11 protein-coding genes are annotated in these 12,640 nt (G+C 44.5%); 5 read left to right on the plus strand and 6 right to left on the minus strand.

Translation table 11 applies throughout. The annotated features are described in order from the left end of the window. The first annotated feature begins 25 nt into the window (after positions 1-25). The 3 genes from panD to ACSQ8O_RS30540 are packed head-to-tail and all read left to right on the plus strand — an operon-like array spanning position 26 to position 2,439. On the plus strand, positions 26-427 hold the full coding sequence (panD, locus tag ACSQ8O_RS30530) for an aspartate 1-decarboxylase (protein WP_436244693.1): 402 nt from the start codon (positions 26-28) through the stop codon (positions 425-427). Further along, complete coding sequence (locus ACSQ8O_RS30535; RefSeq protein WP_436244694.1) at positions 420-1,166, plus strand: YheC/YheD family protein; 747 nt, start codon at positions 420-422, stop codon at positions 1,164-1,166. Before panD ends, ACSQ8O_RS30535 begins: the two co-directional genes overlap by 8 nt. Positions 1,167-1,200: 34 nt before the next feature. Next, entirely contained in the window at positions 1,201-2,439 is a 1,239-nt protein-coding gene (locus ACSQ8O_RS30540) for a threonine synthase (RefSeq protein ID WP_436244695.1), read from the plus strand. Between the two features lie 633 nt (positions 2,440-3,072). On the opposite strand, the gene ACSQ8O_RS30545 is transcribed toward ACSQ8O_RS30540, so the two are convergent. The 6 genes from ACSQ8O_RS30545 to ACSQ8O_RS30570 form a co-directional block, all read right to left on the minus strand. Then, a complete protein-coding gene (locus ACSQ8O_RS30545) occupies positions 3,073-3,741 on the minus strand; it encodes a hypothetical protein (protein ID WP_436244696.1) in 669 nt (222 codons plus the stop codon). Between the two features lie 89 nt (positions 3,742-3,830). Then, positions 3,831-4,460, minus strand: a complete 630-nt coding sequence (locus ACSQ8O_RS30550) for a hypothetical protein (RefSeq protein ID WP_056614876.1) — start codon at positions 4,458-4,460, stop codon at positions 3,831-3,833. 109 nt (positions 4,461-4,569) lie between these two features. Next, entirely contained in the window at positions 4,570-5,433 is an 864-nt protein-coding gene (locus tag ACSQ8O_RS30555; protein WP_436244697.1) for an EamA family transporter, read from the minus strand. 24 nt (positions 5,434-5,457) lie between these two features. After that, positions 5,458-7,674 carry a GDYXXLXY domain-containing protein gene (locus ACSQ8O_RS30560; protein WP_436244698.1) on the minus strand — a complete coding sequence of 739 codons (2,217 nt, stop codon included), beginning with the start codon at positions 7,672-7,674 and terminating at the stop codon, positions 5,458-5,460. A gap of 85 nt (positions 7,675-7,759) precedes the next feature. Next, complete coding sequence (locus tag ACSQ8O_RS30565) at positions 7,760-9,580, minus strand: ABC transporter ATP-binding protein (protein WP_436244699.1); 1,821 nt, start codon at positions 9,578-9,580, stop codon at positions 7,760-7,762. Beyond that, positions 9,564-11,318, minus strand: coding sequence for an ABC transporter ATP-binding protein (locus tag ACSQ8O_RS30570; protein WP_056614888.1), 1,755 nt, complete (start codon positions 11,316-11,318; stop codon positions 9,564-9,566). Before ACSQ8O_RS30570 ends, ACSQ8O_RS30565 begins: the two co-directional genes overlap by 17 nt. Positions 11,319-11,500: 182 nt before the next feature. Between ACSQ8O_RS30570 and ACSQ8O_RS30575 the strand changes: the two genes are divergently transcribed. Together ACSQ8O_RS30575 and ACSQ8O_RS30580 are read left to right on the plus strand one after the other, a co-directional pair. Further along, the gene (locus tag ACSQ8O_RS30575; RefSeq protein ID WP_056614891.1) at positions 11,501-11,707 is read left to right on the plus strand and encodes a YrzA family protein; all 207 of its coding nucleotides are present in this window, start codon (positions 11,501-11,503) and stop codon (positions 11,705-11,707) included. Between the two features lies 1 nt (position 11,708). After that, a complete protein-coding gene (locus ACSQ8O_RS30580; protein ID WP_436244700.1) occupies positions 11,709-12,626 on the plus strand; it encodes a helix-turn-helix domain-containing protein in 918 nt (305 codons plus the stop codon). Positions 12,627-12,640: the final 14 nt, after the last annotated feature.

Consider the following 12,640-nt stretch of genomic DNA (forward strand, 5'->3'; position numbering starts at 1 on the left):
TGATCATAAAGGAGCGCTACTGCACATGCAGCGACTAATGTGTAAAGGGAAGATACATCGTGCGACTGTAACGGAAGCCGATTTGGATTATGTAGGCAGTATTACGATTGATGGACTACTGATGCGCAAGGCGAATATCCATCCGTATGAAATGGTTCAAGTCACTAGTCTGCGTAATGCAACCCGCTGGAAAACATATGCGATTCCCGCCCCAGATGGCTGCGGCAAAATCGGATTAAACGGTCCGCCTGCCCATCTCTTCTCTCCCGGAGACCTCGTGATCATTCTCAGTATGGGGCTAATGGATGAAGAGGAAATTCACTCACTCAAACCACAGGTTGTTTTCGTTGATAGTCATAATCAACTACTTCAAGTGGAAGAACATGATCTCGTCATTCAAAGGCAAGAAGAGAAAGCGCATGAGTAATCTATCCACGAGTAAATGGACGAAATATAAACTACTGCGCAAATCAAGAAAACTTCAAGCGTTTCTGCCTGAAACAGATTGGTTGAGTGAGAGCAGTTTCTGGCGCATGCTGACCAAATATGGTCAAATCATTCTAAAACCGACCGGCAGTTATGGCGGGAATGGCGTTATTCGGGTCAAAACCGTAGGAAGTTCTTCCTATGAGGTCCATGATGGTGCCAAACGCCGAACGTACACGAAGCTAGATGAGATCAATGCATTTGTTAAGAAGAAAGCAAATAAAAACTACATCGTCCAACAACGTATCCGCCTTGCCACCAAGAATGGCCGTCCCTTTGATATGAGAGTGATGGTTCAACGACACACGAAGTCTAGTTGGCAAGTGACAGGGATGCTCGCGAAGGTAGCCGGCAAAGGCTTTATTGTCACGAATATTCGCATGAGCGGTGGCCGTGTAGTTACTGTAGAGAATGCTATCCGTGGCTCTGAGCTTAAGGACATGCAGAGTTCTGAGCTCCTTGCTCAGCTGCATGCCGTTGCACTCCGTTCAGCCGATCAGCTAGGTCCTTCCTATCGTTGGGTCAAAACGATGGGGATCGACATGGCCTTCGATAAGCAAGGACATGTTTGGATAATTGAAGTAAACTTCGCTCCTATGCTCGAGTTATTCTTAAAGCTTCCTAATAAAGCTACCTACCGTACAATCAAATCATTTCATGCACGTAGGAAGCAAACATGATCGCTCCTACTAGAGACGCTGAGGAGGTCCAGATATGAAACAATGGGAGCTGCATTGCTCACGATGTTCTACAAAACTGCCCTTCCGCTATCAAGATATGAAATGCACATGCGGCGGCACTTTATTGGTTAACTATGATCTTGGGCACGTTGCACAAACGTTCACGAAAACATCCCTTGCGCTGCGTTATCCTTCTATGTGGCGATATCACGAACTACTTCCCATTCACGATCCGTCCCATATCGTTTCTTTAGGTGAAGGCTGGACGCCTCTACTGCGACTACCCGATTGGGAGAACAAGCTATCGCTCAAACGTCTATGGATCAAACGAGAAGAACAAAATCCAACAGGCAGCTTTAAATCACGCGGATTCTCGGTCGCGGTTTCCCTATTGAAACAAGCCGGAGCAACGAAAGCTGCAGTTCCGTCCAATGGGAATGCAGCCAGCGCTTTAGCCGCCTATGCAGGAAGAGCCGGCATTCAAGCGTTTGTTTTCATCCCTATGGATTGTCCCTCTCTCATTGTCGATGAATGCCCGATGTACGGAGCAACGACTGTACTCGTCGATGGCTTTATTCATGATGCTGCCGCGATCGTTGAGTCTGGCCGCAACGAGCAAGGCTGGGTGAATGTCGGCACATTGAAAGAACCCGGCCGTGTAGAAGGCAAAAAGACGATGGGGCTTGAACTTGCGGAGCAGTTGGGCTGGACGTTCCCCGATGTGATTATTTATCCCACTGGCGGCGGCTCCGGCATTATTGGCATGTGGAAAGCATTCTTGGAGTTGAAGGCATTAGGCTTCATTGATTGCGACATGCCGAGATTCGTTTGTGTACAAGAGGAAGGCTGTCAGCCTATTGTGGATGGTTTGACGAAATCGTTGGGGGGATCGAGTGTAAGCAACACGGCTTCGCTGCCTGTTAGGGACAGAATTATTCCCAATCCAACAGGGATGCGTGTTCCGAATCCGCCGGATTTGGAACTGCTTCTGTCCATTGTCAAGCAAAGCGGTGGAACTGCCATCGCGGTGTCCAAAGAGCAAATTGCCCAAGCCACGCATAGCTTAGGCTCGGAAGGCATTTCCTCTTCTCCCGAAGGCGCTGCTACTTGGGCAGCGATGCTTGCCCTTAGTGACCAAGGCTGGCTTCGCCCCACGGACACCGTGGTACTTTTCAACACCTCGCATGCGATGAAGTATGCAAAGCTTGGGACAAGTGCGGCTATTCCTATCATTCGGACGTATGATGACTTTATGCTTTATCGGAACATTTAGCTTTGTTTGATGGTGGTGGCAGGAGATAGTCGATTTTTTCGACTATCTCACTGCCTTTTACCTCTCTTGGGCCAGAGATAGACGATTTTTTCGACTATCTCCTCGCCTTTTGCTTCTTTTGGGCCGGAGATAGGCAATTTTTCCGACTATCTCCTCGCCTTTTACTTCTCTTGGGCAGGAGATAGTCGATTTTTTCGACTATCTCCTCGCCTTTTGCTTCTTTTGGGCCGGAGATAGTCGATTTTTTCGACTATCTCACTGCCTTTTGCTTCTCTTGGGCCAGAGATAGTCGATTTTTCCGACTATCTCCTCGCCTTTTACTTCTCTTGGGCAGGAGATAGTCGATTTTTTCGACTATCTCACTGCCTTTTGCTTCCCTTTAGCCGGAGATAGTCGATTTTTTCGACTATCTCCTCGCCTTTTGCTTCTCTTGGGCCAGAGATAGTCGATTTTTTCGACTATCTCCTCGCCTTTTACCTCTCTTGGGCCAGAGATAGTCGATTTTTTCGACTATCTCCTCGCCTTTTGCTTCTCTTGAGCTGGAGATAGTCGATTATTTCGACTATCTCAATACCTTTTGCTTCTCTTGGGCCTGAGATAGTCGATTTTTTCGACTATCTCCTCGCCTTTCCCTCACTTGCTGCGATGCAAAAGTGCTATGGCTTTTTCAGTGATCAGGAATTGATAACTTCTTGTCAGACTTCCACCACTCGGGCTCAGTAAGCCTTTGGATACCAAGCCTCGTAATATTTTGCTACTAGTTACTCTCGTAAGCTGCAACCAGTGGCACACTTCCTTCACATTAAAAGGCTTATTACTTGTTAAAGCAAACCTCAAAATCTCCCGCTCATAAACCGCCAACTCGTGCAAACCTACTTCTTGCGCATTACCGAATCGGCCTATCCATTCGTACAGGTTTCTTTGGCAGAAACTCGGTTTTTTCTCAAGCTCATCCCGGCTAAATGGGAAATAGGTATACCCGAGCATCGCAACACTTCGAGCACGTGCCCTTTCGAATGAGAAACGGTCTCTCGTTATTTTCTCAGCGTGCGTAATGAAGCTGTCCTCCTCGAACACAATCCCCAATGTGGGATGACAAACGTCCCCATATATCTTCACACCTGACAAACTTAACATTTCATATTCAAGTTCCAACCCATCAAACGAACCCAATACAGGCAACAGCACCTCCTTCAAAAGTATCTTCGTTCCCGTCAAATCCCTTTGCAACATCTCCAGCCTTTGACCTTCCGCATGATGAACTTGCTCATTCCAAAAGACTTCATACTCCTTCTCAAACAAATCAATCGCCTCCTAAACAAATAAAAACGCCGCCAACTCCTACAAACAGGAGCTAGCGGCGTGTGCTTCACGCATGAATCGTTGCTATCTTATTGACCTAAATTATTTTCCTCATACAAGCGGTACATCGCTTGAATCAACGGTTCTGCTGGGTCACGATTCAATAAGTATAATGTCATTAAGTATTGAAGCGGAAGTGCACATGTATTGTTACCATCTTCGACAGCAACAAATCCAGCTTCTAGTACAGGACCATGCTCCTCATGAAGCTCTAGATCTACGTAGATCTTCTGTTCAGGGAACTCCTCACGAACGGCTGCCGCACAATAAGGAACAATATGCTTGTCCAACAGTTCTTTGGCTTCATCTTCGGATTGAGGCGGATTCGGAAGAAGATGACTTTCTTCGCTTCTCAATAAATCAACGAAAAATGAGGACATCCATAGTCCTGCATTTGGATTCGTTTGGAAATTTCGCATAATTTCATTCAAGAAAAATCCGCATGCCGTGGACTTTTCGTCTTTTTTAAGTGTAAAAGCAAACATCGGACCGTAGGTTGGGTTATTGCCAATTTGTCCATCGACTTCATACTCAGGGAACTGTTCTTTCACAATTTCTTGGATATGTTGAAACCATGTAATAATGACTTGGGCCTGATCACGTTCTGGATCATGTTCAATCTCTTCGGTTGCTTGTGTTTCGATATCTTTGTCTGTCATTGTCGTTATAGCCTCCTGAATCATTCTTAATGGCACGAATATTTCTATTGTAACGCATTTACGCCAGTTCAGAAAGTATATGTTGTAATTTACATGCCGGAATGCTCTCTCAAGAAGCAACTAGCTTCATCATAAGGATGCCAACCATCGCAATTGCTAAACCAGATTGTTCTAGTTTTGAGAATTTGTCTTTCAAAATAAATCGCGTATACAACAGGACGATCAGTACATTCAGAGCCACAACTGCCGAAACCAATCCCGTAATTCCATTCGCAAATCCATGAATAATAAGAATCATACCCATAACATTCGTAATCCCAACACCCATACCAAATAGGAACGTCTTACGTTCTGTCCAAGTACTTCGCGCTGTTTGCTGAGCTGCGTTCTTCTTATCTTTCCACCACCAGATGGCGAAGCAAATCGTGCCTGTTGCAAACATAAAGAACAAGGTTGGAAATAGCGAAGCATGCACGAGTGTTGTCCATTTACTGGACAAGTCGTTGGCTGCAAATAAGAGGAGCGCGATCACACCCCACCCCGCACCTTGTAAGTTTTTCAACGTAATATCATTGGAATACCTAACGAATAAAATACCAATGACAATAACAACAAAAGCAAACAGCTGAAGCAAGTTCAGCCGTTCACCCCATAGAACATATGCAAATAGTACAACGACAACCGATGGCAATCCTGTCAAAATAGCAACTAAGGAAGCTTTGCCAACTGCGAAGCCTTTGAACATGCTGGCGTTGGCTCCGAAGGAGAACAACCCCATTTGAATCCCAATAAGCGCCGATATTTCCCATTCCGACTGCCACACTAGGGCACAAGCTAAACTTACGACCGCCCCCATAGCAAATGTGCCGCAGAGCAGTACATTTCGATTCAGCGATTGCTGACTTGACCAATGATATAAAATTCCTCGCAGCCCAAAACATAGAGCCGCGAGGACGGAAAATAGTAGCCACATGATGTTCGTTACCTCATTCTTTCTTTATTTCTCTGTTAATCGTACTAATATCGCATCCCCGTTTGCCGATACTTTAACCTCAGCAAACTTGGCATTCTGTTCATACGATCTACCCGTGCCTTCAGGGATAAAGAAATTCTCGATCCCATACTTAATGCCTTCATAACCATCTCGTTCACCATTCAAGCGTACTTCATCAGAGGCAAGTTGTTCTCCATCTTTATACTCCCTGCGGAACTCATACACGTTTGAAGTTCCGCTTGGTCCTAGAACAACGGCTATTTTCCCTTTGGAAGTCCATTCTTTTACGGTGTCTTGATAGATTGGAGGCTCTGAAATCGTGTAGCGTAGACGAACATAGTCCCCTTGAATTAGAGAACGCGGATCCAACGGCTGCAGCTGCAACTTGATCAGCTTCCCGTGACTAAGAAGATACTCACTCTTGCCAATTTGCAAAGACATAGCCGCTACTTGAAGTAACACTAATAAGGCAATGATCCAACGATTCGAACCATAACCCGTTTGCAGAAGCAAAGCGTCGTCTGTGTTGAGTCCCTTCTTCTTCTCAATCCACACTGTAATTCCAATGATCAGCATACCAATTATCGCGAAGCTAATGGATTTATGCAGAAGCTTCCACGCCAAATCGTAATATTTGTATACGAGGAAAGCGATCCAAAAGCCCATCGACCAATCAAATAGCCATTTGATATGAAGTTGTCTGCTTATCAGAATTGCCGCTAGAACGAGTACAAAGAAAAGCACGTTCGTCGTATAGTACCACCCTGATTCTGTGATAAAGGTTAAGGCAAACAGTGCTAATAAGAAAGTGGGATAGCTGCTGTATAGGACGGGCTCGCGGTATGTTGATTGACGAATCACCTGACCACCAGCGAAAAGCAGGAAGAGCAAACCCGCAATGATACTAAGAACAGCAACACCACTATCGATCCAATCAAATAAGACGAAGGCTAAGATAATTATTGAGGCTAGGAAAAAGAGGATCCGTGTAATCAAGCCCTGTAAAAATACAAAAGCCACAAGTGTTAGGGCTAAATAGATGAGCAGCATTAACGATTTGTCTGTGACAACGGCTGCACCAGTCCCCAACATAAGTCCACTTATCAAGATAGTAAAGCGAGCTAATACATTGAACCCTCGCGCGGCTAACATCCCAATCACAGCTACTAAGCCATATCCGATTAAAATATTAGCAGGTTCATCAAACCCTAACACAACAGTCACGAGCCCAATCAGCGTGAAACTTCCTAACAGAGAACCGATGATAATGACAGAAATCGTAAGAACGCGTACGATCCACTTGGTGAAGTCTCCGTCGCCTTTGGTTTCCGTCGTTACGTCTACATCTGTTCCCGCTTCTTTCTTCTCAGATGATGGCTTCCAAGCGCGCACATAGTTCATAAACATCACATTCGCACCGATAAACACGATCACGAACAACAAGCTCACAATAAAGAAAAGTTCATTATGGTACTCAATAATCAATTCAATGTACTTCGTGGTAATCGCGGCTGAAATCCAAAGCCCTGCGAACAGCAGATAGACTTTACTCTGTGTCCGATGTGCATACAGGACGGCTGCTGCCAGCGCTGCAATGAGCGGCAAGTTCATCCAAAGCCCATAATTCTCAAACGTATGGGACACGGACATGATAATGAAGATACAAAGTGTCGCTTGAAAGGTCACCCATTTGAGAAATGGGGAATGTATGATGCCCTTCTCAAACAAGACGAACAAGGTGCCGTTCACGATCGCAAGCCCTAACCAGATAACGAGTGTAGTTCCCTCAGCTTCGGAAAAACTCCCCCATTTGGGAAAGAAAAACAGTCCATAAGCGAGATGTCCAAGTATATAACTCAAGACATAATAGGGCTGCCACCTTGTAAGGATCGCATACAGAACAGCTGGTAGAGACCACACAAGAAACAAACTATAACTGTCCGCGTGTGAATTATAGGTTTGGCCGATCAGCCCGACCCCAACTCCGAAAGAAATGCAGCTAGCAAACAAGCTTAACTTACTTAAGAACGCTCTTCCAACCTTGCGAGAAAGCCAAACGGATAACCCGTAAAACCCCAATATAAGTACAAATATAGGAATAAATTTCTCTAATCGGTTCAACTTCTCCCAGTTGGAAGCAAAGAAGTAACCAATAGCAGTTAAAAGAGCACTAGCGCCCAATACATAACCAAGTTGAACCATGATTTTGTTGGAATTCATGCTGTTTTCCCTCCTCTCGACTTACTTCTTATTCTACAGGAGATCGCTGATTTGAGAAGTACTATCTATTCCTAGTACCTGATCATTAGCCTATGGATGAAATACGACCATCTGCTTCATTCTCTTGAGCATGACTTCCTTGTGAATGATGCACGAGTTGTTCATAAATGCCTTGCATGGCAAGTAACTCGGTGTGTGTGCCTTCTTCAACAATTTCCCCATGACTCATCACGATAATACGGTCGGCATGCATAATTGTTGATATCCGATGTGCAATCACGATAGACGTTCTTCCTTCAGCAACAATGTTCAGGGCCGTTTGTATGAGCTGCTCGGTTTGTGAATCCAAATTAGCCGTAGCCTCATCTAAAATAAGAACCTTGGGTTGGAATACGATGATGCGGGCAAAAGAAATCAATTGCCGTTCACCTGCCGACAACCCGCTGCCTCTCTCTGAAATCCGTGAGTCATACCCGTCCTTCATCCGTGAAATGAGCGCATCTGCTCCGACCAATTTGCAAGCTTCAATGACCGTCTCTCGTGAAATCGTAGTGTCAAACATCCTTACATTTTCAAAAATACTTCCCGCATATAGATAAGGTTCTTGCTGTACCAAACCAATTGTTCGATGGAGATCCGTCTGCGAGATGTCCCTAATATCAATGCCATCTAAACGTATGGCGCCTCCCTGCACATCATAAAAGCGGCAGAGCAGACTGATCAAGGAGCTTTTGCCCGCACCTGTTGTACCTACAACCCCAATCATTTCGCCAGGAGCGATATGTAAGTCCAAATCTGCAATGACGGCGGTATCCTTCTGATACCCGAAATGCACATGATCGAACTGAATGTCACCTTGAACATTAACCAACGGAATCAATTCTGAAACCTCTTTGTCCTTTACTTCCGGTTGCGCCGAGAAAATATTCCAAATCCGACTCATGGATACTTGTGTCGATTGAAGTGTATTCCATTGTTGTGTGATGTTATTGATCGGCTGAAAAAACTGTCTAATATACGTAATGAACGCGTAAAGAACACCAAACTCAATCGCTTTATCGAAGACGGCAATACCGCCTACCCAAGTAATAAAAGCTATTGATAAGTTCCCCAAAATGTCAAAAGAGCGGTTAAATAACACGCTTGTTCGGATCTCTCTTAGATTCGCTCGGAAATAACCTGTGTTCTTATCCGTAAAACGACTCATCTGCTCCTTTTCTTGATGGAACGCTTGAATAAGGTGCATGCCTGATAGGTTTTCAGCTGTGAACGCTACCATTTGGGATAACTTGGATCGTGATAGCTGATACGTTTTGCGCATATATTGACGAAAACCTACCGCGATGAGAACGATGATAGGAATGACGATCATACTATACAACGTCAGCATCGGATCCAAATGATACATGAGCACGATAATGAAAATCAACGTCATGCTGTCACGCACTAAGCTTAGGAGCACTTGGGTGAAAAACTGGTTCAACGTTTCCGTATCACTTGACACATGCGTGATCAGGCTTCCGCTCGGCGTTTTATCATAGTAGGACATCGACTGCCTGAAAATATGTTGAAATAAATCTTTACGGATTTTGGCTACAATGCTTTGACCTGCGAATTGCAGCAAATTATTTTGTAAGTAGCTGAAAAACATGCTAGAGATAGATAATACCCCGTACAGCAAGCAGATCTTGATCAGTGCGTTGAAATCATTTTTCCCAATCATGAGATTATCATCGATCGCAATTTTGACCAAATAAGGCTGAAATAGATCTGCCGCGATACCTAATAAGGCACAAACGACAACAACTGCAAACGTGAGCTTGTGCGGTTTGGCGTAAACAGCTAACGAACGAAAGGAAGCTTTCGATTGACTGAGGTCTTGTGGACGTTTATTCAGCTTGAACATCGTCGTTACCTCCTTCTTGAATGGCATACAGCTCCGCGTATAAACCGTCTTGAGCTAGCAGTTGATGATGGGTGCCGCGTTGGACAATTCTTCCTTCATGCAGCACGATGATTTCATCAGTGTGCTTAAGAGCAGAGATCCGATGAGCAATCCAGATCGTCGTTTTATTCGTTCGTTCTTTCCTAATCGCATCAATAATGTGCTTTTCCGTTACCGAATCTACAGCGCTGACACTATCATCTAGAATCATCAAAGGTGAATCTTTAATAATTCCTCTTGCTAAGCTCGTTCTCTGACGCTGGCCACCCGACAAGGTTACCCCGCGTTCACCTAACTTCGTCTCAAACTTTTCTGGAAATGACACGATGCTGGACAATATTTGTGCTTTATTGGCAGCACGTTCCACTTGTTCTATAGAGGATTCCCGTTTGAAGAAGGCAATATTATCCCGAATCGATGTACTGAACAAAAAGCCCTCTTGGGGCACGTAAGCGATTTGATTCCGCAGACTTTCAAGTGTCACATCACGGATATCGCTATCTCCGATCCATACTGTTCCTTCTGGTGGATCGTAGATACGCAGCATGATTTTCATCAACGTAGACTTCCCACTGCCCGTTTTGCCAATAATGCCGATCGATTTCCCTGGTTCAATGGTCAGTGAGATATCGTGAAGCACTTCATCCTCATCATCCGGATATGCAAATGACAGATGCTCAATACGAATCTCTTCCTGATCTAGGTGCGTAGGTTGAGCAAGCTCATTCTGCTTAATATCCGATTCCTTCGCTAGTAGCTCATTGACTCGCTCCAAGGAAGCTCGTGAACGCTGCAGCGCATTAATGACACGCCCAATTTGCTGTAAGGGATTCACCATCATCCGAATATACAACGTTAATTCAACGAAATGACCAATCGTAATACGCCCATGAATCGTCAAATAGCCCCCGAAGGCAATCGCAATAATTAGCGATACCGCACCCAGAAACGGAATTAACGCTTCAAATAAAGAGGAAAGTCGTACTAACCGAAGTTGGTTGTCTCGAATCCGATCGACCGTTTCGCTAAATCTGCTAATCATGATCGGTTCTACCGCGAATTTTTTTGCAACACGGATGCCTCCGAATTGCTCTTCGGCTGACTCAGTCATCGTTCCTAATGCTTCCTGAACTTGTAAGGAGCGCTGCTTGATGACTGGCTGAAACTTAGCGGATAACACAGGAATGAGTAATAAGGGCACGATACAGATCAGAATGACGTACAACGGAATGGAACTAAACAACATCGAAACGATAGCGGCTGCTATTAAAATAACGGAGTTCGTAATCTGGTTGATCCCGAGTGAGATGGACTCTCGAATAACTGTCACATCATTCATTACATAGCTTAGCAGCTTACCGACACCATTTTGGGAATAAAAAGTTGCTCCAAGCCTGGTAAAATGATCAAATAACCGATTTCTCGTTTCGAACTCGAAGCGTCGACCGCTCCGCATAATCATGTATTGTCCTATCGCGCACAATACGCCAAAGGTCACGCCAATTACAAGTAGCTGCACACTGTACTGCGCAATTAAACTTTTACTGAGTCCACCCTTCTGGAGCTGGTCCGTAAACATGCCTAGCAGTTTGGGATAGTACGAGTGAACAATATTCCCTACCGAAATCAAGAGTGCGGCGATGACATACACTAGCCAATTCTTAAGCAAGAAATCAACCAATAACCGTGTCGGCTTCAAAACGACATCACTTCCTATTACAATTTTGACTCGCTTGTAAGTCTTTCTCCATGTATTAAAAACGTCCGATCCACGCATTTCCCAGTATACGCCTATTCAGTTCCACTTCCTATATCAGATATTGACGTTATAATAAGAGAAGTCGTCATAAATTTACATAGACCTATAGGAGGCGCAGGATCATGGACTTTATTTTAGATCGTATCGAAAATAAAATTGAGTTTTTTCAGGCTTATGATTTAAAAACACTTGAAAAGAAAATCAATGATCAAGTCGACAACAACAAGGCGCTAATGCTCGATGTTTATGCCATCCAGCACAACATCGTATTCGACCCGAATGCGGGGAAAATGCTATATAGCGCTGTTGTTCATTTCAAAGTGAAATAGCATGACGATGAAGCGCATCATTACGGAATCGGGTGGCCACTTATATTTCGTTCCCGAACTGCCCCTTTATGTAAATCGTGTTCATGAATCCTTCGACTTGCAACAGCATACCCATGATTTCATTGAAATCAGCTATGTGGCAGAAGGCAGAGGTTCCCATTATATAGAAAATGTCAGTATGAATGTTACGAAAGGCGACCTCTTCTTCCTGCCTGTTGGCATATCCCATGTATTTCGTCCCGCATCTACGAATCAGAACAAGCCGCTCATCGTGTATAACTGTATTTTCACACAGGCATGGATGAACCAATTGCTTCAGCATGCAGTGACAATGGGAGAGCAAGAAATTCCACTATTTTTTCAAAAAGCAACCGCTCCTCATGGCGGTGTAGAATTCCTATCATTTCATGAACAAAATGGTGAATTTCAACCGCTGTTTGAACGATTACATTTCGAGTATAAAGCTCGACGAGCTGGTTTTATTACTGTTATGCAGTCGTGTGTTGAGCAGCTGTTCGTCTACATGCATCGAGCGAAGTTCGATTCGGATTATTCGGTTCCTCACACTAGCATGAAAAGCATCGAAAATTTGCTGACTTATATTCGGATGAATTGCAGCGATCCGCTCACGTTAGTCGAGGCAGCTGCAAAGCTTTCATTGAGTGAACGCCAGCTCCAACGACAATTAAAAAAGCTCACAGGCATGAGCTACACAACCTATGTGCAGCATGCACGGTTGGAAGCGTGTTGTCAGTATTTACGCGAGTCCTCCGATAAAATCAGCGATATTGCTGCACTGGTCGGATATCAAGATATGAAATTCTTCAATCAACTTTTCAAAAAAATGATCGGTGTCACTCCAAGGCAATATCGCCAGCAGCAAGCTGAGCGCAAAAAACCACTCACATCAATTGAATGAGAGTGGTTTTTTAA

This window comes from Paenibacillus sp. LjRoot56 (assembly GCF_964253335.1).
Taxonomy (GTDB): Bacteria; Bacillota; Bacilli; order Paenibacillales; family NBRC-103111; genus Paenibacillus_E; species Paenibacillus_E allorhizoplanae.

Coding starts and splice junctions, on each gene's coding strand:
- ACSQ8O_RS30560 (WP_436244698.1), bottom strand. CDS start 7,674: ATGAATTCCAACAAAATCATGGTTCAACTTGGTTATGTATTGGGCGCT.
- ACSQ8O_RS30575 (WP_056614891.1), top strand. CDS start 11,501: ATGGACTTTATTTTAGATCGTATCGAAAATAAAATTGAGTTTTTTCAG.
- ACSQ8O_RS30535 (WP_436244694.1), top strand. CDS start 420: ATGAGTAATCTATCCACGAGTAAATGGACGAAATATAAACTACTGCGC.
- panD (WP_436244693.1), top strand. CDS start 26: ATGCAGCGACTAATGTGTAAAGGGAAGATACATCGTGCGACTGTAACG.
- ACSQ8O_RS30540 (WP_436244695.1), top strand. CDS start 1,201: ATGAAACAATGGGAGCTGCATTGCTCACGATGTTCTACAAAACTGCCC.
- ACSQ8O_RS30550 (WP_056614876.1), bottom strand. CDS start 4,460: ATGACAGACAAAGATATCGAAACACAAGCAACCGAAGAGATTGAACAT.
- ACSQ8O_RS30565 (WP_436244699.1), bottom strand. CDS start 9,580: ATGTTCAAGCTGAATAAACGTCCACAAGACCTCAGTCAATCGAAAGCT.
- ACSQ8O_RS30555 (WP_436244697.1), bottom strand. CDS start 5,433: ATGTGGCTACTATTTTCCGTCCTCGCGGCTCTATGTTTTGGGCTGCGA.
- ACSQ8O_RS30580 (WP_436244700.1), top strand. CDS start 11,709: ATGACGATGAAGCGCATCATTACGGAATCGGGTGGCCACTTATATTTC.